Raw genomic sequence first — 23229 nt, forward strand, 5'->3', positions numbered from 1 at the left:
GTCATCCGACCTCGCGGGCGAGCAGGTCCGCCGTCGTCTCTCTGCGTACCAGTTCGCGGGCGCGGCCGTGGTGAACGGCGATGACCGGCGGTCGCCCGACAGTGTTGTAGGACGAGGCCAGGCTGTGATGGTAGGCGCCGGTGCACGGCATCGCGAGCACCTCGCCGGGGCGCAGGTCGGCAGGCAGCCGGACGTCGGCGGCGAGGATGTCGCCCGCCTCGCAGAAGCGACCGGCGACCGTCGCGGTCATCTGCGGACCGCAAGGGTGGCGGTTGGCGACCACGACCTCGTAGCGCGCGCCGTAGAGCGCGACGCGCGGGTTGTCGCTCATCCCGCCGTCCACGGTGACGTAGGTGTGCCCGCCTTCGACGTGCTTGATCGAGAGCACTCGGTACAGCGTCACCCCGGCCCTGGCGACGACGGCGCGGCCGGGTTCCAGCGCGAGGACCGGGCGCGGGAAGTGGTGGCGGGCGCAGGCGGCGTCGAGGGCGTCCTCGAGGATGTCGGCGAGTTCGGCGAGATTCATTTCGGCGTCACCGGCGCGATAGGCCACCGCGTGACCGCCGCCGAGATCCAGTTGGGACAGCATGACGCCGTGGTCTTGCCGCACTTGCGCCATCGCGGCGACCAAGCGCCGCACCGCCTCGCCGTAGTGATCCGGGTTGTGGATCTGCGAGCCCAGATGGCAGTGGAAGCCGACCAGGATGAGGTTCGGTTGGCGCAGCACACGGTCGATTGCCTCGGCGGCCGAATCGCTGCCGAGGGGGAAGCCGAACTTCTGGTCGCGCACACCGGTGCGCACCGCCGGATGACCGTGGACATCGATGCCGGGGGATAGCCGCAGCAGCACCTGCTGTGGCTTCGTGGCCAGGGCGGACAGCAGCGTGATCTCGGTGTGCGAGTCGATCACGATGCGGCCGACCCCGCTGCGCACGGCGGTGGTCAGTTCGTCGAACGACTTCCCGTTGCCGTGCAGGACGATGCGCGCGGCGTCCACACCGGCCGCCAGCGCGACGGCCAGTTCGCCCGCCGAGCACACGTCGACCGAAAGGCCTTTGTGGGTAACCCAATCCAGCACCGACCGGATCATCAGGGCCTTGCCCGCGTAGATGATCTCGGCCTCCGGAAAAGCTTTGCGATAGGCCCGGCAGCGGGACCGTACCTCCTGCTCGTCCAGGACGTAGGTGGGCGTCCCGTACTGATCGGCGATGTCGGCGAGGGCGACGCCGCCGACGGTGATCCCGCCGTCGCCGTCGTAGTGCGTGTCCCGCGGCCAGACCACGGCATCCAGACGCGAAGGTGATCCCGACCGCAATGACGGGAGGATGTCGAGCAGCGTCACGATGTTCTCCTGGGTCGCCCCCGCTTTCTCGAATTGCGGGGCCGATGCCAGGACTACGCCGGGTGCGGGGCCGGTGGGCCGGTCATTTGCGGATCCTTGACCACCGGGCGTCGCTTATTGACAGCTCGCTGACGCGGCTGACTCAGCTGCCGAGTTTCTTGTAGAACGCGCCGGCGATGGGAGCGGTGACCGCGCGCGGGCCGTACTGTCCCGCCACACTCATTCCCTTGCTGATCAGGCCGGGGACCACGCGCATCTTGTTGCGGGCGAGCGCGTCGATGGACACCTTCGCGGTGGATTCCGAGGAGACCCACATGAAGTCGGGCACCATCCGGTCGACGATGGAGGCGTCGGCGGGATCCGGGGTCTCGGTGCGGACCGGGCCGGGCGCCAGCAGGGTGACGTGCACCCCGGAGCCTTTCAGCTCGCCGCGCAGCGATTCGGAGAAGGTGTTGGCGAACGCCTTGCTCGCGGCGTAGGTGGCGTTGTTCGGGATCGGCATGTTGCCCGCGGCCGAGCCGCTGATCAGGATGCCGCCGCTGCCGCGGGCGAGCATGCCGGGCAACACGGCCAGCGTCAGGTCGTGCACGGCGACGGCGTTGAGTTCCATCTGCGCGCGCTCGTAGGCCGGGTCGAGTTCGGCGATGGCGCCGAAGGTCGCGATGCCCGCGTTGTTGCACAAGACGGCGATCTCGCGGGTCGCCAGTTCTTTCACCAGTACGGCGCGCTGCTCGCGGTCGGCCAGGTCGACCGCGCGCACCTCGGCGGTGATGCCGTGGGCCAGGGTCAGTCGCTGCGCGAGCTCGGTGAGCAGCTCCTCGCGGCGGGCGACCAGGATCAGCGAGTAGCCGCGGGCGGCGAGTTCGGCGGCGAGCGCGGTGCCGATGCCGGAGGAGGCGCCGGTGACGACCGCGCGGTTCTCGGAAGTGGGGGAGGGCAGGCTCACCCGATGCAGCCTAGGCGACGTGGCCCGGTGGTCCGCCGCACGATCCCCGGCGCGGTTCCGTGCCGCGGTCACGGCGGCCGGGCGTTCGGGCCCGGCCGCCGCCCGCTCACAGCCGTGCGGCCAGCCGGGTGCCCTGGTCGATGGCTCGTTTGGCGTCCAGCTCGGCAGCCAGTTCGGCGCCGCCGATGAGGTGCGGGCTCATCCCGGCGGCGCGCAGCGGGGCCTCCAGGTCGCGCACGGATTCCTGGCCCGCGCAGACGATGACGTTGTCGACCGGGATCAATTGCGGCCGTAGTCGTTTCTCGCCGAAGCTGATGTGCAGGCCGTCGTCGTCGATGCGCTCATAGTTCACGCCGCCGATCTGCTCGACGCCCTTGGCCTTCAGCGCGGCCCGATGCACCCACCCGGAGGTCTTGCCCAGGTCCTTCCCGAACGGAGTGGTCTTGCGTTGCAACAGAACGACTTCGCGCGCCGCCGGAGCCGGCCTGGGCGTGGTGAACTGTCCGGGGACCTGCTCGTCGTCGGAGGTGACGCCCCACTCCTCCTTCCACTCGTCCAGCTTGAGGGCGGGATGCCCCTCCACGGTGAGGAATTCGCTGACGTCGTAGCCGATGCCGCCCGCGCCGATCACGGCGACGCGCTTGCCGACCGGCTTCTCCTCCCGCACCAGCTCGGCGTAGGACAGCACCATGGGGTGGTCGATACCGGGGATGTCCGGGATCCGCGGCTGTACGCCGGTGGCGAGCACGACCTCGTCGTAGCCGCCCGCGATGAGTTCGGCGGCGCCGACCCGCTTGTTCAGGTGCACCGTGACGCCGGTGAGCTCGAGCATCCGGGTGTAGTACCGGATCGACTCACTGAATTCTTCCTTGCCCGGGATGCGGCGGGCGATGTCGAACTGACCGCCGATCTTGTCGTCGGCCTCGAACAGGTCGACGCGATGGCCGCGTTCGGCGAGGCTCACCGCCGCCGAGAGCCCGGCCGGGCCCGCGCCGACCACGGCGACGCGCTTGCTGCGGCGGGTCGGCAGCAGCTTCAGCTCGGTCTCGTGCCCGGCGCGCGGATTGAGCAGGCAGGACACGGTCTTGTGCTGGAAGGCGTGATCGAGGCACGCCTGGTTGCACGCGATGCAGGTGTTGATCTCGTCGACCCGATCCTGAGCGGCCTTGTTCACCCACTCCGGATCGGTGAGGAAGGGACGGGCCAGCGAAATCAGCTGCGCGTCACCGCGGGTCAAGATCTCCTCGGCCACCTCGGGCATGTTGATCCGGTTCGACGCGCACACCGGGATGGTCACCCGCGCGGTGATCTTCGCGGTGAATTCGACGAAGGCGGCACGGGGTACCGAGGTGACGATGGTGGGCACTCGCGCTTCGTGCCAGCCGATGTCGGTGTTGAGGATGTTCACCCCGGCGGCTTCGAGTTCCACGGCCAGCGCGACGATCTCGTCGAAGCTCTGTCCCTTCTCCACCAGCTCGGCCATGGACAGCCGGAACACGATGATGAAGTCCGGGCCGACCGCGGCGCGGGTGCGGCGCACGATCTCCACCGCGATCCGGCGCCGGTTCTCCGGGGAGCCGCCCCACGCGTCCGTTCGCTTGTTGGTGCGCGGCGCGAGGAACTGGTTGATGAAATATCCTTCACCGCCCATGATCTCGCAGCCGTCGTAGCCCGCGAACTGGGCCAGCTTCGCGCAGCGGGCGTAGTCGTCGATCGTGCGCTCGATGCCTTTGGCCGACAGCGCGCGCGGCCGGAACGGGTTGATGGGCGCCTTGATGGACGACGCCGACACACTGCCCGGCATGTAGGAGTAGCGACCCGCGTGCAGGATCTGGATGGCGATCTTGCCGCCGTGCTCGTGCACCGCTTTGGTGATCGTGCGGTGCCGGTACGCTTCGGTTTTGTTGGTCAGCTTGGCGCCGAAAGGCAGCAGCCAGCCTGCGCGATTCGGCGCGTAGCCGCCGGTGATGATCAGGCCCGCGCCGCCGCGTGCTCGTTCGGCGAAGTAGGCGGCCAGTTTGTTGGTGTCCCAGGCGCGATCCTCCAGCCCGGTGTGCATCGACCCCATCACCACGCGATTGCGCAGGGTGGTGAAGCCGAGATCGAGCGGCTCGAACAAATGGGGGAAGGAGCTCATGGGGCAGGTCGCCTTTCTCCGTCCGCGTGCGGGGCTGTGGCGCGCGGGTGTAGTGCTTGCAGAACTTCGTCGCACCATTCGACGAATCCGGCCTCCACGCGGACGCCCGCGCGCAGGACGAGGTACTGGTGCAGGGCTGTCCCGGCGAGCCGCTCGGGAGCGGGGAAGTCGTGTTTCTCGATGTGCCGGTACAGCTCGAGCCGCTGGGCGTGCTGGTCGCGGTGGCGGGCCACCTCCGCGCGTAACGCGGTGATGTCGCCGTACGCGGCGGCGCGGATCTTCACGGCGAGTTCGTTGCGCGGAGTGGCGGAATCGCTCGGTTCGGCGATCCAGCGCGCGAGTTCGGCGCGTCCGGTCTCGCTCACCGAGTAGACCTTCTTGTCCGGTCTGCCCTCCTGGATCACCGTCTCGCCGTCGACCCAGCCGGACTCCTCCATGCGCTTGAGGACGCGATAGATCTGCTGGTGGGTCGCGCTCCAGAAGTAGCCGATGGACTTGTCGAAGCGGCGCGCCAGCTCGTACCCCGAGCCGGCGCGCTCGGTCAGCGATACCAGCAACGCGTGCTCGAGTGCCATGCGGTGAGGATAGCCGTGACACTCGGTACTATGCAACTAGGTGCATAAGAATCCGCCGTGTTCGTCGCGGCCGGACCCGATTTCGGCCCGCCTCGTAACCGTCTCGCGCATTAAGCTGCGCGGCATGACCGAGGTGAACGCCCAGGCGACAGTCGGGCAGGCCGCCGGGCGCGGGCAAGTGGTGGCGTGGGGGCTGTGGGATTGGGGATCTTCGGCATTCAACGCCGTGATCCTCACCTTCGTCTTCTCGGTGTATCTCACCGACAAGGTCGGCGACGATCTGCCCGGCGGTGTCTCCGCCAGCGCGTGGCTGGGGTGGGCGCTGGGCATCGCGGGCCTGATCGTGGCGTTGACCGCGCCGGTCAGCGGACAGCGCTTCGACGCGTCCGCGAAACGCAAGGGCTCGCTCGGTGGGTTGACCGCACTGACCATCGCGGCGATGACGCTGATGTTCTTCGTGCACGACGACTACCACGACCTGTGGTTCGGCCTGGCGCTACTGGCGTTCGCGTCGGCCTGCTTCGAACTGGCGAACGTGCCGTACAACGCGATGCTGCGGCAGGTCTCCACGCCGCAGACCGTCGGCCGGGTCTCCGGATTCGGTTGGGCGATGGGCTATTTCGGCGGCATCCTGCTGCTGCTGATCTGCTATTTCGGCTTCATATCCGGCGAGGGAGACAACCGCGGGCTGCTCGGCGTGCCCACCGATCAGGGACTCAACATCCGCCTGGTCGCCGTGCTGGCCGCCGTCTGGTTCGCCGCCTTCGCGTTGCCGGTGCTGTTCGCGGTCCCCGAACTGCCACGGACGAACGCCGATCCCGGCGCGGCGAGCGCCGGGTTCCTCGGCTCGTACCGGGTGTTGTGGCGTGACCTGCGCGAGCTGTGGCACGTCGACCGGCGCACGGTCGGCTTCCTGGTGGCCAGCGCCGTCTTCCGGGACGGCCTCGCCGGGGTGTTCACCTTCGGCGCGGTGCTCGCCGTGCGGGTCTACGGGATCGCCGACTCGGATGTGCTGCTGTTCGGCATCGCGGCCAATGTCGTTGCGGCGCTGGGTGCGATCGTCGCGGGACGCTTCGACGACCGGGCCGGACCGAAGATCGTCATCGTGGTGTCCCTGGCCGCGATGCTGGTGTGCGGGCTGGCGCTGCTGGTGGTATCCGGCCCACTGATGTTCTGGATCTTCGGCTTGCTGCTCACCGTCTTCGTCGGCCCGGCACAGGCGGCGGCGCGCTCGTTCCTGACCCGCCTCGCGCCGCCGGGCCGGGAGGGTCAGCTCTTCGGCTTGTACACGACCACCGGGCGCGCGGTGTCCTTCCTCGCCCCGAGCCTGTTCGGCTTGTTCGTCTGGCTGTTCGGTTCGGACCGGGCGGGGATCGCGGGCCTGTTGGTCGTGCTCGCGGCAGGGCTCGCGGTGCTGCTGCCGGTGCGGTCACCGGATCCGGTCACGGCGCGCGGCGATGTCGAGGAGCCACGGCCCGCCGAGTGAGTTCCGGTCGCGGCGCGCGGCGGCGTCGAGGAGCCACGGCCCGCCGAGTACGTTCGGCGGCGGATCAGCGCCCTTTCGGTGGCCGCCAGCCACCCATGCCGAGTGCGATCAAACGCATCTGCTGGACGGTGCGGTCGATGATCGCCTGCTCGTCGCGCGGTGCGGCCGACACGTAGGCGGCGATCCCGTCGGTCACCGTGCTGACCAACAGGTCGGCGGCGATCTCCAGGTCTCGTGGCGTCCAGGAGTCCAGGGCCCGGATGCGGGAGAGGTCGGCGACGAGCTCCCGGACGATCAGTTGGATCTCCCGGGCGATGGCCGTGCGCAAGGCGGCGGACCCGCCGTGGCGCTCCCTGGTGAGGAAGCCGAACAGCTCACGTTTGGGGCCCACCTGCGCGAACACGAAGCGCACCGTGTCCGACAGGCCCGCGTCGGCATTGCGGCGGACTTCGCGCAGCGCCAGCCGCAGCGCGGTGACGCCGTCGTCGACCAGCGTGGCGCCGAGGTCCTCCAGCGACGCGAAGTGCCGATAGAACGCCGTCGGCACGATGCCGGCGGAGCGGGCGATCTCCCGCAGGCTGAGCGCGGCGAATCCGCGTTCGGCGGCCAACGCGAGCGTGCCGTCCAGGAGCGCCTGCCTGGTCCGCTCCTTGCGTTCGCCTCGGGTAGCTGCCTGCTCACTCATCTCGGTGAGCATACATCCGTTCACCATTCGACCTATCCCCAGATGTAGTTCGAGTCACATGTTTCGCCGGTTGACACCCCACCCCCGTCATCCGTCACACTAGTTGAGTGTACAGACGTGCACTGAAATTCCAGCCGCACGTCGTCAGTCCGACAAAGGTACGGAGAACAAATGGTGGATCTCATCAACTTGGTGCAGACCCTGACCTCGCCGCACCCGCTGGATCGGTACCTCGAGCTGGTCCGCCCCACCCTCACGGTGCGGGACATGCGGGCCGAAATCACTCACGTGCGCCGGTCGGCGCCGGGCTCGGTGACGCTCACGCTGCGCCCCACCCGGCACTGGAAGGGCCACGTCGCCGGACAGTACGTCCAGATCGGCGTGGTGATCGACGGCGTACGGCACACGCGGTGCTACTCGCCGGTGAACCCGGAAGGCGGTCGGGATCGTCATATCCAGCTGACCGTGAAAGCGCATCCGGACGGTTTGGTGTCGCAGTACCTGTACCGCCACGCCGCCCCCGGCATGGTGGTCGACCTGGCGCCCGCCGACGGCGTGTTCCGGCTGCCCGAGTCGCGGCCGCGGCGCGTCCTGCTGATCAGCGGTGGCAGCGGCATCACGCCGGTGCTGTCCATGCTGCGCACGCTCGCCGCGGAGGACCATCCGGGCGAGGTCGTCTTCCTGCACTACGCCAAGTCGCCCGCTGTGCTGCCGCACCGAGCGGAACTGGACTCGATCGCTGCGCGGCATCCGAACTTCCGCATCGAGCTGCGCTATCCGCATCGCATGCCGGATCTGGCGCCTCGGGCGGATTCGGATGCGCCGTGGGTGGATCTCGCCCAGCCGAAGGGCGGCGGGTACTTCGACTACGACGAACTGGAGCGCGTCGCGCCTTGGTTCGCCGACGCGCAGACCTTCGTCTGCGGCCCGCCGTCGCTGATGGACGCGGTGCGCACGATCTATCAGGCCGAGCAACTCGAGGACCGGCTGCACTCCGAGGAGTTCACGCTGTCGGTCGCGCCGGTGGACGCCGCCGACGCACACGGCACCGTCAACTTCTCGGCCAGCGGCGTGAGCGCCGACAACACCGGCGCCACGTTGCTCGAGCAAGCCGAATCCGCCGGTCTCACGCCCGAGTACGGCTGCCGCATGGGGATCTGCTTCTCCTGCACAGCGGTGCGCCGCTCCGGCTGCACGCGCAATCTGCGCACCGGCGAGACCGACACCGACCCCGACCAGCCGATCCAGCTGTGCATCAACGCGCCGGTCGGCGACGTCGACATCGACATCTGATTCACGAAGGGGAGCCAACCATGACCATCCTGACCGAAACCGAGAACGGACCGCTGGTCCTGAGCCCGGACCAGATCGAGGAACTCGGCCGCGAACTCGACGAACTGCGCGCGGCCATCGTCGCCGACCTCGGCGAGCGCGACCGGGAATACCTGTACTCGATCATCAAGGCGCAGCGGGGATTCGAGATCGCCGGGCGCGGCCTGATGTATCTCGGCTTCCTTCTGCCCTTCTGGCTGGCCGCCGTGGCGGCGCTGAGTGTGTCGAAGATCCTGGACAACATGGAGATCGGCCACAACGTGATGCACGGCCAGTACGACTGGATGCGCGAGCCCGGCCTGAATTCCCGCGTGTTCGAATGGGACACGGTCTGCCCGGCCGACCAGTGGAAGCACTCGCACAACTACCTGCACCACACCTACACCAACATCCACAACAAGGACCGCGACATCGGCTACTCCATCCTGCGCATGGACGAGGCGCAGGAATGGAACGTGCTCCGGCTCGGCCAGCCGCTGTACGCCTTCGTGCTCATGATGCTGTTCGAGTGGGGTGTGATGGGCCACGACCTCGAGGTCGAGAACATCCTGGCGGGTAAGAAGAAGTGGCCGGAGGTCAAGAATCTGATCCTCGGTCAGTGGCGCAAGGCGGGCAAGCAGGTGCTCAAGGACTACCTGGTGTTCCCCGCGCTGACCGGACCGCTGTTCTTCCACACGCTGGCGGGTAACGTCACCGCCAACCTGGTGCGCAACGTGTGGGCCTTCGCCATCATCTTCTGCGGTCACTTCCCGGCCGGCGTACAGACGTTCACCGAGGAGGAGACCGCGGACGAGACCCGCGGCGAGTGGTACATCCGGCAGATGCTCGGCTCGGCCAACATCACCGGCAGCAAGCTGTTCCACATCATGTCCGGGAATTTGTCGCATCAGATCGAACACCATCTGTTTCCCGATCTGCCCGCGAGCCGTTATCCGGAGATGGCGCCTACCGTCCGCGCATTGTGTGAAAAGTACGGTTTGCCGTACAACACCGGCTCGCTCGGTAAGCAGATCGGCTCGGTGTGGAAGAAGATTTTCAAGCTGGCACTTCCGCCGCGCTGGGTCGAGAGCGAGCCGTCTCCCGGTGTTATCGTGATGCGTCAGCGAAAGGCGAGCGAAGCGGGCGTGTGAATGATCGGGAAATTCGAGAGCAACAAGGATCTCATTCAGGAATTGACGTCTTCCGGTGCCAGGCACGTCGGCAATATCGCCAACATCATCACGGGGACGGTCGCCGAGGTCACCAGGGAGATCGGTGAGTGGATCACCGACGCCATCGAGATGAACGAGGCGGCGGCCGCGGCACGCCGGGACGCGGAGGCGCAGCGGGATCTCGATCGTGACGTCGACGCCGAGACCGAGGTCACGGTCACGAAACCGCGGGCGGAGGCGACGGAGGCGTTCCTCGACGCCGAGGTCGTCGAGCCGGGCGTCGACGAGCCGCGCTGATCACCAGACCGGCAGCCTGCGCCGATGCTCGATGACGTCGGTGATCAGATCCTGATAGCCGTCGACCAGCTCGGCCAGCCTGGACCACTGCAGGTGGGCCTCACCGCCCGCCTGCCCCGGGTGCGGGTCGGCCGTGATCTCGTCGTCCAAGGAGTGTCGGGCCGAAACCCATTTCGCCGCGATTCGGTCGATGACCGCGCCGAGTGTCTCGGTATGCAGGGAGGCGCCCTCTCGGTGCTGCACGTTCTCCGCCACCCAGGCGTCGATCCGCCCGATCCATTCCGCGCGGCAGCGGTCGATGTGCTCCACTTGCTGGGTGCAGGCGGCGACGCGGGTGCTGGATGCCTCCGGGGCGTGTGATCGCTCGAGTGTCCGCTGCCGTCGCTCGTGGCAGTCGACGAGCTTCCGCGCGGCGTGCAGCACGCTGTGCCGGTGCTGGTTCTCGCCGGGTTCGCGAATCGCGCGAAGCAGTGCGGCCGGCGGCGGCAGCTCTTGGGCTCCGAAACTGCGCTGAGCGTATTCGGTGGGCATGACATACCTCTGCGACACGATGAATCCTGGATGCGCCAGGGCCGAGGGGGATTTCGGGGAGGGGCGCCCCTCGGCTCCGGCGCAGTCCCGCACCCGGATGCCATCCCACGTTCCACCAGCACGGCAGAGAAACCGGGAAATCCGCGACGATGCGGGAGAAGACGGTCCGAGAAAACAGGACACTTTCAGGAAAGCGCGGTAACCGAAGCCGCGCAATACTCTGGTCTGTGAATCCGAAAGCTGCCGGGAAATCGTTATGTTCCGTTACGGATCGGTCAACCGGACCGGCGCTCGGCGGTGCGTTCTCGAAATTGTCGAGCGTATGATTAGCAACCGATCCGGTGTGCGCGCTGCGCGCCGCCGCCGCATGGGCTAGCCTCGGTATTCGTGCCCGCCTACGTGTCATCGCCGGAGCTGACATTCGGCTTCATGTTCGCGCTGGAAGACCCTGAGCGAATCGCGGAGGTCGTGCGTGATCTGATCGTCCGCAAGACCGTCTCGGTCTTCCGTCTCGCCCGGCTGTCCGACGACGACGGCCCGCCGGAGCGCTACGTGGTCAACTGGGCGGTCATCCCGCAGATCTCGATCACCACCGCCGCGCCGGACGAGGAGGAGCTGCGCACCACCCGCACCATGCTGGTCAACGCTTTTCTCAGTGAGGACGGCGAGGTCAGCCTGTATTCGGCGCAGTCGAGCGGACCGGCCTGACCGGACCGTCCCGGAGGCGCACATCCAGGACGGTCCGATCGATCACCCGACCGGTGGCGGTGCGTCGAGCCGTCCGGAGCGGGCGAGCGCGAACAGGCCCGCCGCCGCGGCCGCTCCCACGGCGACGAGCGCGGCCCACGCCAGTGCGCTCATCCCGGCCTCGCGCGTGCGGTCCAGCAGCGTTCCGATGCCCAGATTCCCGAGCAGGATGCCGATGCCGACGATGGTGTTGTAGAGGCCGTAGTGCGTCGCCACCAGGCGGTTGCCCGACAACGCGACCACGGTGTCCATCTCGAACGGAAACACCGCTGCCGCACCGATTCCCAGCGCGGCGGCGGTCAGCAACAGTGCGCCGATCGCGGGCCACACGCCGAAGCCGGTGCCAGGGATCACCATCAGCGGCACGAACGCCGACGCGAGTATCGCCATGCCGAATGCCAGGCTGTGCGCGCGGCCCCACCGCTGCCCGAACCAGCGGGTGATACGCAGTTGCCCGGCGATCGCGATCAACCCGGACAGCACGAACACCGCCGTCATCAGCACAGTCGCCGAATCGCCCGCTATCCGTGCGGCGTGCACAGGCAACGCCAGGTATACCTGGAAGGCCAGGACCGAAGAACTGATCATCGCCGCGGCGAACAGCAGGAACGGGCGGTTGGCCAGCGCCACGCGCCAATCGTCCAGCACCGAGGTGGTTTTCGGCTCGGCGCGGTGCTGCGGGAGCGCGCGTAACTGGGCCAGCGTCAGCACGCCGAACACCACCGCCGCGCCCGTGGCGGTCGCGCGGAAGTCGACGGTCATCAGCGCGAGCCCGGCGATCGGGCCGAACAGTATGCCCGCCTGGTAGAAGACGTTGAACACGGCGAACGCCTCCACTCGGCGCTCGCCCGAGTCGATTGCCAGATACGCGCGGACCGCCGGGTTGAACAACGCGCCCGCGAAGCCGGTCGCGGCCGAGGCCGCCAGCAGCGCTGGCAGCGTGTCCGCGACCGCGAGCAGCGCGAAACCGCCGGTGCGCAGCAGGCATCCGGTCACGATGAGCGGCTTGTAGCCGAGTCGATCGGCCAGCGTGCCGCCGACGAGGAACATGCCCTGCTGGGAGAAGTTGCGGATTCCGAGGACGAGGCCGACCGCCCACGCGGCCAGCCCGAGCGGACCGGCCAGGTAACCGGCCAGGTAGGGCATCAGCATGTAGAAGCCGGTGTTGATGGCGAATTGATTGACCATCAGCATCCGGCTGGGACGGTTGAAGCCGCGGTAGGTGGCGATCAGATCGGTCATCGCGTCCGCTCCTTCCCGGCGGCGCCGCGGGGATCGACGACCGTCGTGCACCGGGTCCACGAGAGCGCGACGGCGTCGGCCGGATGCGCGATGCGCAGCGGTGCGGTGGGTGGTGCGATGTCGAGCAAGCCGTGCTCGCGGCAGTAGTCGTCGTTGTACACCGTGTCGAAGTAGCGCAGCGGTCCGTCGGGAAAGACCGCGGCGATCCGCGTGGCCGCATCGCCGGTGCGGGCCAGCCAGCCCGCGACCAGGGCGACCGCGCCGACGCTCCAGCCGCCGCTGGCGTGGTGTGTCGCGGCGAGTCTGCGGCAGGCCCAGACCGCCTCCGCGGGCGCGACCCAGTGCACCTCGTCGAACGCCGAATAGTCGACGTTGTCCGGATGGATACTCGAACCCAGCCCGCGCATCAGCCGTGGCCCCGCGGGCTGTCCGAAGATCGTGGACGCCACCGTGTCGACGCCGACCAAGCGCAGGTGCGGAAAGTATCGGCGCAGCGTGCGCGTGATCCCCGCGGAATGGCCACCTGTGCCGACCGAGCAGACCAGGACGTCGATCCGTCCCAGTTGCGCGACCAACTCGAGTGCCAGGGTCTCGTAGGCGTCGCGGTTGTCGGGGTTGCGGTACTGGTCGGGACACCACGCGAGGGCATCTCGGGCCAGCAGCTCGGCGACGCGGTCACGGCGCGCCTGCTGCCAGCCGCCGGTGGGGTGCGGTTCGGTGACCAGTTCTACGCGCGCGCCGTAGGCCGCGAGCATGCGGCGCATGAGCGGTTCCAAGCCGGGGTCGGTGACCAGCGTGACCGGATGGTGATACACCATGCCCGCGAGCGCCAGGCCCAAACCGAGTGTGCCACTGGTCGATTCGATGATCGGGGCGCCGGGTGCGAGGTCACCGCGCGCGATGGCGCGTTCGACCATGTGCAGCGCGGGCCGGTCCTTCATGCCGCCGGGGTTGGCGCCCTCCAGCTTGGCCCAGAAGCCGAGGCCGTCCGGTCGCGTTGTGCCGCCGAGCGGTTCGGTGATCCAGAGCACGGGCGTATTGCCCACCATGGTGGCCGGACGCGGACAGCGCAGGGCCGCCGTCAGGAGACTCGCCGGGCTCGCGAGCGGGGTCGTCTCCGGTTCGCGCGGAGCGGGATCGGGCACAGCCGGGTTCTGCAGCGCAGAAGTCATGGGGAATCGTCGATTCTGTGCGGTCGCTGTCGCAGCGACGGTGTGAGTGCGGACTTCGCACGAACACCGGCCGGGCCCCGGCAGGCTCCGGCCTGACGCTGACCGATCAGTTCCGATCGATGCCGAATCGAGTGAGTCGTTCTCTGCCCGGATACACCGGGAGGGTCGCGACCGGGGGTGCGCGCACGCCGCCCCCGAGCGCGGACCCAGGGGCCGCGAGCAGCACCGACACGGACGCGATCAACAGCAACAGCAGCAGCGAGGCGGCGCGTGGCAGGGCCGCGAGCACACCGTCGGCGGGCACATGCCGGTCCGGCTCGGCGGCGTGCTGGTGCCGGTCGACGAGGATCGCCGGGGAGACGATAGAGGCCACGACGGGCCCGGACGCTTCGATGTGGGCGTGTGACGCGACAGCGTGGCCGAAGACATGGCACTGGGGCACCGCCATGGCGACCACCCAGACGGTGTACGCGAGAGCCACGATCATCCGGATCACCGGTAGCCGCAGCGCGCCGAACGTCACGCTGTCCGATGGTACAAGTTCCTCCGCGCGACGATCCGCGGGCGGGAACGACGATGCGGTCGCGTGCGGGTGATATCGGCTGCGGGACAACGCCGGTCGTTCGCCGAAGACCGAATGCACCCCGATTCGTTGGCGTGTCGGTATCAGATGGTGCCGTTCGCGAGCAGCCGGATACGCGACAATCAGGACACCTACTGGTTGTGGCATGGATCACAGCAACCGTAAGGAGCGTAGCTCATGGAACTCGAGAAGCCCGTCCCGCCGCCCAGCCCGATTCGTGTTCGAGGCGATCTGGACCCCGCGCTGTCGCGGTGGCTGTGGCTGGTCAAGTGGCTACTGGCGATTCCGCACTACGTCGTGCTGTTCTTCCTGCACATCGCGTACGCCGTGCTCACGGTGGTGGCCTTCTTCGCCATCCTGATCACCGGCAAGTACCCGCGGGGACTGTTCGACTTCAACGTCGGCGTCATGCGCTGGGGATGGCGGGTGACTTTCTACGCGCTCTCGGTACTGGGCACCGACAAGTACCCGCCGTTCAGCCTGCAGCCGAACGCGGACTACCCGGCCGACCTGGAGATCGACTATCCGGAGACGTTGCACCGCGGTCTGGCGCTGGTGAAGTGGTGGCTGCTCGCCATTCCGCACTACCTGATCATCGGAGCGGTGCTCAGCGGCGGCATCGCGATCGCGGGGAGCGACGGTGACGACTGGGGCGGCGGCTCGATCTCGTTGCTGAGCCTCCTGCTGATCGTCGCGTTGATCGGGTTGCTGTTCACGGCGCGCTACCCACAGGGCATCTACGACTTCGTGATGGGCGTCAATCGCTGGATCATCCGCGTGCAGGCGTACGCCGGTCTGATGCGGGACGAGTACCCGCCCTTCCGGCTCGACCAGGGCGCTCGCGAATCCGACTGAATTCGATATCGACACCGGATCCGCCCGCCCCGTCAGCGGGCGGATTCGTATATCCGCCGCACCACGTCCTCGATCTCGGGCTCCTCGATCGACAGGTCCCGCACTTCGGCGCGGTCGGACACCGCGGCCAGCAATTGCGCGGCCGTGGTCTGCTCGGGATCGAAGGCCAGTCGCTGCCGCATGCCGTCCCCTTCGGTGCCGAGCAGCTGGGCCGAGGGAAGGTCGTCGAGGGCGGGCGCCGGTTCGGCCAGATCGACCACCAGCACCCGGCGCGCGCCGACGGTGGCCGCCAGGCCGGTCAGCGACCCGTCGTACACCAAGTGGCCGTGGTCCACGACGAGCACACGCTCGCACAGCCTTTCGATATCGCCCATGTCGTGGGTGGTGAGCAGCAGGGTCGTGCCGCGCTCGGCCCGCTCTGCGCGCAGGAACTCGCGCAGCCGTTGTTTGGACAGCACATCGAGGCCGATCGTGGGCTCGTCCAGGATGACCAACTCGGGCGAATGCAGCAGTGCCGCGGCGACTTCCGCGCGCATGCGCTGGCCCAGCGAGAGCTGGCGCACCGGTGTGTCGAGTGTGTCGGCCATTTCCAGCTGCTCGATCAGCTCGTGCGCGCGCTCGCGCGCGGTGTCCGGCTCCAGCCGGTGGATCGCGGCAAGGATCGAGAACGATTCGCGCAGCGGCAGATCCCACCACAGCTGCGAGCGCTGGCCGAACACCACGCCGATCCGCCCGGCGAGTTCGCGTCGCTGCCGCACCGGATCCAGCCCGCAGGTGCGTACGGTGCCCGCGGTGGGGACCAGGATGCCGGTGAGCATTTTGATCGTGGTGGATTTGCCCGCGCCGTTGGCGCCGATGTAGCCGACGGCGGCGCCCCGCTCGATCCGGACAGTCATCCCGTCGACCGCGGTGAGCGTCTCGCGGCGCCTGCGCCAGCGGCGGCCGTCCTTGCGATACAGGACGAACTGCCTGGTGAGTCCATCCATGTCGATGATCGCCTCGGGGCTGCCGAACCCACCCGTGCTCATCCGCCGCCTCCCTGGTAGTGCCGAGTGCCCGATCGCCACAAACCCAGCGCCAGCAGCCAGACCCACAGCGCCGCCACCGGGGTGAGCCAGGCCAGCCAGGCGGGCAGCAGTGGTGGACCGGGCAGGCCGAGCAGCGCGAGGGTGGGTAGATAGGCCGTGAACGAGACCGGAATCGCGAACCCGAAAAGCAATCGCATGGGTGTGGGAAACAGCGACGCGGGTTGCGTCGCCGCGAACGAGCCGCCGTAGGTGAAACTGTTGGTGAGTTCGGCGCCGTCGATCAGATAGAACTGCAATCCGGCGGCGCAGACGAACACTCCGCCGAACAGCGCGATACCGCCGACGAGCGTGAGTGCCAGCAGCGCGGTCGCGGTCGGGTTCCAGGCGATGTCGTTGCGCGCCGTACCGGCCACCAGCGCGACGACCGAGACCGAGGCGCGAGCGAACCGGCGCAGAGAGATGTCGCTGGTGATCAGTTGCAGCAGCAGCGGTTGCGGCCGCAGGTGGTAGGCGTCGAGCCGGCCCATCCGAATCAGGACCGGAAGTGTGTCCAGGTGGCCGAAAAGTACCTGGGACAGCGCGAAACTCGTGTTGCTCAGCCCGAACAGCAACAGTGCGCCATCCAGGTCGAGTCCGCCGAGAACGCGTGCCGTGCGGAAGATCAACCACACTTCGGCCAATTCGACCAGGCCAACCAGGAAAGCGCTCAAAAGCTCACTGGCAAAGGACAACCGGTAACTGCGCTGCGCCCGGATCCTGGAGCGCAACACGGCCACGTAGGGCGTCGACCACGACGCGGTGCGCGGGGGAGCGGTGTCACCCACCCTGCACCTCCAGCCTGCGACGGCCCGCGACCAGCAGCACGCGCCCGGCGATCGCGGTCACCAGCACCCAGAACACCTGGACGCCGACGACCGAGAGCGCTTCCGCGCCGGTGATCCGTCCCGAGAGCACGTCGATCGGAGATTGCAGCATCGAGGGAAAAGGCGAGGCCGCCGCGATAGCTGCCAGCCACGACGGGAACATGTGCACCGGCACGAACAGTCCGGCCAGGAACGTGCCCCCGGTGTAGTACAGCACCCGGATGCCACGGGTTTCCACGACCCAGAATCCGATCAGCACCACGAGGAACCGGCACAGGAACGAAACGACTACCGCCAGCAGGACACTCAGCGCCCCGAGGAGGTAGGGGCCGAAGGTGACCGGCATCGCCAGCCCGAAGGTGAGGGTGCCCACCAGCACACTCGGCACTCCACGCGGCAGGAAGGTGCACGCCGCGCGCCCGAGATCGTCGGCGAGATAGCCGCATTGGATGTCGACCGGGCGCAGGAAGTCGATCGCGATGTCGCCGTTCTTCACCCGATCGTCCAGCGGTCCCAGCGGTCCCATGAACTGCAACGCGCCGAGCAGGCCCTGCGAGAGCCATACGTAGGCGCCGATGCTGCCCCGGTCGTACCCGCCGAAGTCGCCCGCGGCATCCACCGCCGCGGCGAGGACGGCCGCGCGGACGAACCCGAACACGCAGTTGGTGAACAGCCCCGCGAACATGGCCGCTTTGTATTGCCACTGTCTGCGGAATCCGGCGCCCACAAGCGATGTGTAGAGAGCGACGGCGCTGCGAAATCGTTCCCCGACGGCACGCTGTCCGCCCCCCTCCGGTCTGCCGCGCACAAGGAGTCGACTCTACCGGCCCCACTGGGCGCGGGAAAGGCTTCGGCGCTGTTTCAGGGAAAAGGCCACATCCGAGCTCCGCCGGTGTTAGAAACACTCTCACTTCAGATTGTGGAGCGCTCGCGCACGACGAGTAAGGAACGCCGATGACCGTCGCCGAGATGACTGTTTTCGAGGCACTCGAATCGAACGTGCGCGGGTACTGTCGCTGCTGGCCCGCCGTCTTCGACACCGCCAGCGGAGCGTGGTTGCGCGACGAGAACGGCAAGGAGTACCTGGATTTCTTCGCGGGCGCGGGCTCGCTCAACTACGGCCACAACAACCCCGTACTCAAGCGAGCGCTGCTCGACTACATCGCCGGGGACGGCATCACCCACGGGCTGGACATGTCCACCGTCGCCAAGCGGCGGTTGCTGGAAGTGTTGCGCGACAACGTCCTCGCCCCGCGCGGGCTGGATTGGAAAGTCCAGTTCCCCGGGCCGACCGGAGCCAACGCGGTCGAGGCCGCGTTGAAGCTCGCGCGCAAGGTGACCGGGCGGCAGACCGTGCTGAGCTTCACCAACGCTTTCCACGGGATGTCGCTTGGCGCGCTGGCGGTCACCGGGAACGCCGCGAAGCGGTCGGGCGCCGGAGTGTCGCTCGGGCATGCGATGCCGATGCCATACGACGGGTATCTCGGTGTCGCCGACGATCTGCTGTGGATGCGTAAGGCGCTGGATGATCCGTCATCGGGGTTGGACAAGCCCGCGGCGGTGATCGTGGAGACGGTGCAGGGCGAAGGCGGCATCAATGTGGCCCGGGCGGAGTGGTTGCGTGGACTGGCCGAATTATGTTCGGCTCGCGGCATTCTGTTGATCGTCGACGACGTGAAGATGGGTTGTGGCCGTACCGGGCCGTTCTTCTCTTTCGAAGCCGCCGGGATCACGCCCGACATCGTGACGTTGTCGAAGTCGATCGGCGGCTACGGCCTGCCGATGGCGTTGGTGCTGTTGCGGCCGGAGCTCGATCAGTGGGCGCCCGGTGAGCACAATGGCACCTTCCGGGGCAACAACGCGGCATTCGTGACGGGGCGTGTCGCGCTCGAGCACTATTGGTCGGATTCCGCACTGGAACTCGCGACCGTCGCCAAGGGGCAGCGGATCGCGCGAGCCCTGAGCGAATTCGTCTCGACCTTTCCCGGAGTCTCGACGCGGGGGCGGGGTTTGGTGCACGGCGTCGTGTTCGAGGACACGTCTCTCGCCGAAAAGGTCGGCCGGGCCGCTTTCGATCGTGGCTTGCTCGTGGAGACGTCCGGTTCGCTGGACGAGGTGATCAAGTTGATGCCGCCCCTGACGATCGCCGACGACGAGATCGACCACGGCATCCGGCTATTGGCGGCAGCGATGGAAGCGGTGTGCGGATAAGGGCTTTCCGTACATGCCCGGCCGTGCCAGCTGGCCGGACCGCCGGCGAAGACACGCAGCAGGCAGTGCGCGGTGACGCCGGTGACCCGCGGCGTCTTGGGCAACTGCCCGAGCAGCAGGGCATCGCTCTCCCGAGAACTGGGGGTGCGGGTGACGCAGACGATCTGCGTGGCGCCCGAGGTGAGGCAGACCCACGAGGTATCCGGCCGCCGGGCCAGCGCATCGGCGACGCCGCGTCGGGGGTCACCTGGACGCGGACGAACCACTCCACCCACCCCAGTCGCCGGGCGTTCGGCAGGCCGACCACCCGCAGTTGCCCGGTGGAACGCAGCCTGCGGTACCGCCGGGCGACCGTCTGATCGGACACGCCGAGCACCGCTGCGATGCGGCTGAACGGTGCGCGCCCGTCGATGTGCAGCGCGTGCACGATCGCGCGACTCACCGGCGACAGCGTAATGCGGCCATCCGCGACCGAATTCTCGTCGTGGGCGTGCTCACCCACGGCGCTCTTCCTGGCCACCTCCGGCGTGCTGCCGTACTTCCTGGCCGGCTGCTCCGAAGCGATGCCGCAACTCGGTCGCGAAGGCGTCGGCGAACTCGGCCGGATCGGCGGCATAACGCCGCGGATAGGGAAGCCGACCGGGCAACGTTCTTCGGTGTTTGAGCGTCGTGCTCGGGGGGTAATACCCCTGTGACCCGTCGTATGTACAGGTCACAGGGGTTGTTGCGCCCCCGGCAGGAATCGAACCTGCGACCTAGGGATTAGAAGGCCCTTGCTCTATCCAACTGAGCTACGGAGGCAGCGGGTTCTACGATGGCCGACATTGGCCGTGCTGTCCAGCGAGTCGATTATAGCGAGCGTCCAGGTGGCCGGATTCTTAGCGTTAGCAACGTTTCAGCCATCCCGAGATAGTAGGTGACGCGCCCGTGGTGATCGGGGCCAAGGATATCGGTACAAACCCGACCGGGCCACGGAATACTCGCCGAACTACGCTCAGTCGTATGTCCTCCGCCCCCACCTCGTCCGCCGCTCCCCGAGCCGAGGCCGCTCGGTCGGGGGCGACGTTCGGCACGATCACCGCGCTGGCCGGCGCCATCGCGGCCGTGGTCGCGGCGCTGGTGGTGGGGTTGTCGGCGGCGCAGGCACTGAGCCTGCTCGGCATCCCCGATCCGGGCGCGGCGACCACCTACGGACTGCCCGCGGTCCGGGCGCTCGCCGACCTGTCGGCCGCGCTGACAGTCGGCTCGCTGTTGTTCGCGGCCTTCCTGGTGCCGCCGCAGTCGAACGGGCTGCTGGACGTCGGCGGGTATCGCGCGGTGCGCAGGGCGTCGAATTTCGCGGTGGGCTGGGCGTGTTGCGCGGCGCTGCTGGTGCCGCTGACGGTTTCGGACACCACCGGACGGCCGGTGGGGGACGTTCTGCGCCCGCAGGAACTGTGGCAGGCGATCGATCGGATCGAGTTGGCCGGAGCTTGGCGGACGACCGTCGTTTTCGCCCTGATCGTCGCCGTGGGCTGCCGCCTCGCGTTGCGCTGGGGCTGGACGCCGGTCCTGCTCGGGGCCGCGATCGCCACCATGATGCCGCTGGCGTTGACCGGCCATTCCTCCTCGGGCGGGTCGCACGACGTGGCGACCAACAGCCTGATCCTGCATCTGATCTCGTCCGCCGTCTGGGTCGGCGGCCTGTTCGCGGTGCTCGCGCACGCCCTGCGCGGCGGTGCGCACACCGACGTCGCGGCCCGGCGTTTCTCGTCGACCGCCACGGTCGCCTTCGCCGTGATCGCGGTCAGCGGCGTGATCAACTCCTGGGTCCGCGTGCCGCTGGACGAGCTGCTCTCCAGCACCTACGGCAGGCTGGTGCTGGCCAAGGCCGCCGCGCTGGCGGTGCTCGGTGTATTCGGTTACCTGCAGCGCCGCGCCTCGCTGCCCGCCTTGGCGGCCGATCCCGGCGACCGGTCGGCCCTGGTGCGGTACGCGGGCGTCGAAGTATTGATCTTCGCCGCGACCATCGGCCTCGCGGTCGGGCTCGGCCGTACGCCGCCGCCACCGCCGGATTCCGTTCCGACGCCGGTCGAAGTGGAGCTGGGCTACAACCTGGCCGGGCCGCCCAGCTTCGCCCGCCTGGCGTTCGACTGGCGGTTCGATCTGATCTTCGGAACGCTGTCCATCGTGCTCGCGGTGCTGTACCTGCTCGGCGTGCGGCGGCTGCGAGCGCGGGGTGACGCGTGGCCTGCCGGGCGGACGTTCGCCTGGCTGTCCGGTTGTGTGGTGCTGCTCGTCGCCACCTCTTCCGGCGTCGGCCGGTACTCCCCCGCGATGTTCAGCGTGCATATGGGAGCCCACATGGCGCTGTCCATGCTCGCGCCGATCCTGTTGGCGCTCGGTGGCGCGGTGACGCTGGCGCTGCGCGCGCTGCCCCCGGCCGGCCGCGGTGGCGTGCCCGGTCCACGGGAATGGCTACTGGCCGCGGTGCACAACCCGGTCTCGCGTTTCCTGACCCACCCGATCGTGGCGTCGGCGATCTTCGTCGGCGGCTTCTACGCGCTGTACCTGGGCGGCATCTTCGACGCCTACGCCGACTCGCACGCGGCGCACCTGCTGATGAACGTGCACTTCCTGCTCAGCGGTTACCTGTTCTACTGGGTGGTGATCGGCATCGATCCCAAGCCGAGGCAGGTGGAGCCGTTGACCAAGCTCGCCATGGTGTTCGGCTCGCTGCCGTTCCACGCGTTCTTCGGCATCGCGCTGATGAGCATGACCACGGTGCTCGGCGGCTGGTTCTACCACGGCCTCGGTCTCGGCTGGAACGGCGATCTGCTCGGCGACCAGCGCACCGGCGGCAGCCTCGCGTGGGCGAGCGGTGAGGTCCCCCTGGTGGTGGTGATGCTGGCGTTGCTGATCCAATGGTCGCGCAGCGACCAGCGACTCGCGCAGCGCACCGATCGAGCCGCCGAACGCGACAACGACGCCGCACTCGCCGCACACAACGCGATGTTCGCCGAACTGGCCAAGCGAGATGGAGAAGTGCGTAAGTGAGTGAACGCGCCACCACGGTCTCCCCACACAGACCGGCCGGGCGGGTGGAACGGTCGCACGTGCGATCCGCACGCAGGCGGCTGGCCGGGCAGATCCGTAAGACGCCGGTCTTCCACACCTCCATCGCGAGCCCGTCCGGTCCCGTCCCCGTGACGATCAAGCTCGAGCACCTCCAGCACGGCGGGACGTTCAAAGTACGCGGCAGCCTCAACGCGCTGCTCGAGTCGGGCGCCGGGGTCGATCAGGTGGTGATCGCCTCCGGCGGCAACGCGGGTATCGCGGCGGCGCTGGCCGCGGCGCGGCTCGGGAAATCCTGCACCGTCGTCGTCCCGGAGACGGCGCCGCACACCAAGGTCGCCGCGATGTGGTCGCACGGCGCGGAGGTGCTCTGGCACGGCACCTGCTACGCCGAGGCCTTGCAGCACGCGACCGAGCTGGCCACCGAACGGGGCGCGCTGCTGCTGCACGGCTACGACCTGCCCGCGGTGGTCGCAGGCATCGGCGTGGTGGGGCTGGAACTCGAGGAGCAGGTACGTGGTCGGCCGCCGGTGCTGGCCGCGGTGGGCGGTGGCGGACTGGTCGCGGGCATCGCGGCCGCGGTCGGGCGGCGTCAGCGGGTGATCGGGGTGGAACCCGACGGCGCCGCGATCCTGCGCGCGGCGTTGGCGGCCGAGCGTCCGGTGGACATTGTCGGGTCCGGGATCACCGTCGACTCGCTGGGGCCGACCCGTATCGGTGACATCGCACTCGACGTCGCCCGCCGCCACGGCGTGCGCTCGGTGCTGGTCAGCGACGACGCGATCAGCGCGGCGCGGGAATATCTGTGGCGCGAGTTCCGCATCCTGGTGGAAGTGTCCGGCGCCACGGCGCTGGCCGCAGTGCACAGCGGCGTCTACGTTCCCGCGCCGGACGAGCGACCGGTGGTGGTCCTCTGCGGCGCCAATACCGACGTGGCGGTGTTCTGACCACGCGGGCGTGAAAGCTCGATCTTCACATTCCGGGAAGTTGTG

The 23229-nt window shown here is 68.4% G+C and carries 23 protein-coding genes and 1 tRNA gene; 10 read left to right on the plus strand and 14 right to left on the minus strand.

Annotated features, from left to right (window positions below; genetic code table 11):
* Position 1: 1 nt before the first annotated feature.
* From lysA to ACWEO7_RS24540, 4 genes are all read right to left on the minus strand, one after another.
* The gene (gene lysA, locus ACWEO7_RS24525; protein WP_452426406.1) at positions 2 to 1342 is read right to left on the minus strand and encodes a diaminopimelate decarboxylase; all 1341 of its coding nucleotides are present in this window, start codon (positions 1340 to 1342) and stop codon (positions 2 to 4) included.
* Positions 1343 to 1484: 142 nt separating this feature from the next.
* Positions 1485 to 2288: a mycolate reductase gene (gene cmrA, locus ACWEO7_RS24530; protein ID WP_452426408.1), complete on the minus strand. Its 804-nt coding sequence runs from the start codon at positions 2286 to 2288 to the stop codon at positions 1485 to 1487.
* A gap of 106 nt (positions 2289 to 2394) precedes the next feature.
* On the minus strand, positions 2395 to 4425 hold the full coding sequence (locus tag ACWEO7_RS24535) for an FAD-dependent oxidoreductase (RefSeq protein WP_452426410.1): 2031 nt from the start codon (positions 4423 to 4425) through the stop codon (positions 2395 to 2397).
* Positions 4422 to 5000, minus strand: a complete 579-nt coding sequence (locus tag ACWEO7_RS24540) for a PadR family transcriptional regulator (protein ID WP_452426411.1) — start codon at positions 4998 to 5000, stop codon at positions 4422 to 4424. Before ACWEO7_RS24540 ends, ACWEO7_RS24535 begins: the two co-directional genes overlap by 4 nt.
* A 124-nt stretch (positions 5001 to 5124) precedes the next feature.
* On the opposite strand from ACWEO7_RS24540, the gene ACWEO7_RS24545 reads away from it, so the two are divergent.
* Positions 5125 to 6486 (plus strand): MFS transporter, encoded by a 1362-nt coding sequence (locus tag ACWEO7_RS24545; RefSeq protein ID WP_452426413.1) that lies wholly within the window; start codon positions 5125 to 5127, stop codon positions 6484 to 6486.
* 64 nt (positions 6487 to 6550) lie between these two features.
* Here the strand turns inward: ACWEO7_RS24545 and ACWEO7_RS24550 are convergent, their stop codons facing one another.
* On the minus strand, positions 6551 to 7171 hold the full coding sequence (locus tag ACWEO7_RS24550) for a TetR family transcriptional regulator (RefSeq protein ID WP_452426414.1): 621 nt from the start codon (positions 7169 to 7171) through the stop codon (positions 6551 to 6553).
* Positions 7172 to 7342: 171 nt separating this feature from the next.
* On the opposite strand from ACWEO7_RS24550, the gene ACWEO7_RS24555 reads away from it, so the two are divergent.
* Genes ACWEO7_RS24555 through ACWEO7_RS24565 form a run of 3 tightly spaced genes read left to right on the plus strand, consistent with a single transcriptional unit; the run spans position 7343 to position 9951 of the window.
* Positions 7343 to 8464 (plus strand): ferredoxin reductase, encoded by a 1122-nt coding sequence (locus tag ACWEO7_RS24555; RefSeq protein WP_452426416.1) that lies wholly within the window; start codon positions 7343 to 7345, stop codon positions 8462 to 8464.
* A 20-nt stretch (positions 8465 to 8484) separates the two neighbouring features.
* Positions 8485 to 9633: a fatty acid desaturase family protein gene (locus tag ACWEO7_RS24560; protein ID WP_452426418.1), complete on the plus strand. Its 1149-nt coding sequence runs from the start codon at positions 8485 to 8487 to the stop codon at positions 9631 to 9633.
* Positions 9634 to 9951: a hypothetical protein gene (locus ACWEO7_RS24565; protein ID WP_452426420.1), complete on the plus strand. Its 318-nt coding sequence runs from the start codon at positions 9634 to 9636 to the stop codon at positions 9949 to 9951.
* Here the strand turns inward: ACWEO7_RS24565 and ACWEO7_RS24570 are convergent, their stop codons facing one another.
* Positions 9952 to 10482, minus strand: coding sequence for a DUF4254 domain-containing protein (locus tag ACWEO7_RS24570; protein ID WP_452426422.1), 531 nt, complete (start codon positions 10480 to 10482; stop codon positions 9952 to 9954).
* 387 nt (positions 10483 to 10869) lie between these two features.
* Here ACWEO7_RS24570 and ACWEO7_RS24575 point away from each other — a divergent pair, with 387 nt between their 5' ends.
* Entirely contained in the window at positions 10870 to 11190 is a 321-nt protein-coding gene (locus ACWEO7_RS24575) for a hypothetical protein (protein WP_450019733.1), read from the plus strand.
* A 42-nt stretch (positions 11191 to 11232) separates the two neighbouring features.
* On the opposite strand, the gene ACWEO7_RS24580 is transcribed toward ACWEO7_RS24575, so the two are convergent.
* The 3 genes from ACWEO7_RS24580 to lpqS form a co-directional block, all read right to left on the minus strand.
* Entirely contained in the window at positions 11233 to 12471 is a 1239-nt protein-coding gene (locus ACWEO7_RS24580; protein ID WP_452426424.1) for an MFS transporter, read from the minus strand.
* A complete protein-coding gene (locus tag ACWEO7_RS24585; RefSeq protein ID WP_452426426.1) occupies positions 12468 to 13643 on the minus strand; it encodes a PLP-dependent cysteine synthase family protein in 1176 nt (391 codons plus the stop codon). Before ACWEO7_RS24585 ends, ACWEO7_RS24580 begins: the two co-directional genes overlap by 4 nt.
* A gap of 106 nt (positions 13644 to 13749) precedes the next feature.
* On the minus strand, positions 13750 to 14166 hold the full coding sequence (gene lpqS, locus ACWEO7_RS24590) for a putative copper homeostasis (lipo)protein LpqS (protein WP_452426428.1): 417 nt from the start codon (positions 14164 to 14166) through the stop codon (positions 13750 to 13752).
* Positions 14167 to 14403: 237 nt separating this feature from the next.
* Here lpqS and ACWEO7_RS24595 point away from each other — a divergent pair, with 237 nt between their 5' ends.
* Entirely contained in the window at positions 14404 to 15081 is a 678-nt protein-coding gene (locus tag ACWEO7_RS24595) for a DUF4389 domain-containing protein (RefSeq protein WP_452426429.1), read from the plus strand.
* 32 nt (positions 15082 to 15113) lie between these two features.
* Here ACWEO7_RS24595 and ACWEO7_RS24600 read toward each other — a convergent pair whose 3' ends face one another.
* The 3 genes from ACWEO7_RS24600 to ACWEO7_RS24610 are packed head-to-tail and all read right to left on the minus strand — an operon-like array spanning position 15114 to position 17657.
* Positions 15114 to 16109 (minus strand): ABC transporter ATP-binding protein, encoded by a 996-nt coding sequence (locus ACWEO7_RS24600; RefSeq protein WP_452426431.1) that lies wholly within the window; start codon positions 16107 to 16109, stop codon positions 15114 to 15116.
* Positions 16106 to 16933 carry an ABC transporter permease gene (locus ACWEO7_RS24605; RefSeq protein WP_452426433.1) on the minus strand — a complete coding sequence of 276 codons (828 nt, stop codon included), beginning with the start codon at positions 16931 to 16933 and terminating at the stop codon, positions 16106 to 16108. The genes ACWEO7_RS24600 and ACWEO7_RS24605 overlap by 4 nt, the downstream gene beginning before the upstream one ends.
* Positions 16926 to 17657 (minus strand): ABC transporter permease, encoded by a 732-nt coding sequence (locus ACWEO7_RS24610; protein WP_452426435.1) that lies wholly within the window; start codon positions 17655 to 17657, stop codon positions 16926 to 16928. The genes ACWEO7_RS24605 and ACWEO7_RS24610 overlap by 8 nt, the downstream gene beginning before the upstream one ends.
* Before the next feature lie 269 nt (positions 17658 to 17926).
* Between ACWEO7_RS24610 and ectB the strand changes: the two genes are divergently transcribed.
* Positions 17927 to 19183, plus strand: a complete 1257-nt coding sequence (gene ectB / locus ACWEO7_RS24615; RefSeq protein ID WP_452426437.1) for a diaminobutyrate--2-oxoglutarate transaminase — start codon at positions 17927 to 17929, stop codon at positions 19181 to 19183.
* Here ectB and ACWEO7_RS24620 read toward each other — a convergent pair.
* Positions 19092 to 19685, minus strand: coding sequence for an Lrp/AsnC family transcriptional regulator (locus ACWEO7_RS24620; RefSeq protein WP_452426450.1), 594 nt, complete (start codon positions 19683 to 19685; stop codon positions 19092 to 19094). The two genes, ectB and ACWEO7_RS24620, sit on opposite strands and share 92 nt — an antisense overlap.
* Here ACWEO7_RS24620 and ACWEO7_RS24625 point away from each other — a divergent pair.
* Entirely contained in the window at positions 19567 to 19878 is a 312-nt protein-coding gene (locus ACWEO7_RS24625; protein ID WP_452426452.1) for a hypothetical protein, read from the plus strand. The two genes, ACWEO7_RS24620 and ACWEO7_RS24625, sit on opposite strands and share 119 nt — an antisense overlap.
* Before the next feature lie 32 nt (positions 19879 to 19910).
* Here the strand turns inward: ACWEO7_RS24625 and ACWEO7_RS24630 are convergent.
* Positions 19911 to 19984: transfer RNA gene (locus ACWEO7_RS24630), tRNA-Arg, on the minus strand.
* A gap of 201 nt (positions 19985 to 20185) precedes the next feature.
* Here ACWEO7_RS24630 and ACWEO7_RS24635 point away from each other — a divergent pair.
* Positions 20186 to 22219 (plus strand): cytochrome c oxidase assembly protein, encoded by a 2034-nt coding sequence (locus ACWEO7_RS24635; protein WP_452426439.1) that lies wholly within the window; start codon positions 20186 to 20188, stop codon positions 22217 to 22219.
* Positions 22216 to 23184, plus strand: coding sequence for a serine/threonine dehydratase (locus ACWEO7_RS24640; protein ID WP_452426441.1), 969 nt, complete (start codon positions 22216 to 22218; stop codon positions 23182 to 23184). Before ACWEO7_RS24635 ends, ACWEO7_RS24640 begins: the two co-directional genes overlap by 4 nt.
* The last annotated feature ends 45 nt before the right edge of the window (positions 23185 to 23229 follow it).

The sequence above is a fragment of the Nocardia sp. NPDC004260 genome (assembly GCF_053603155.1).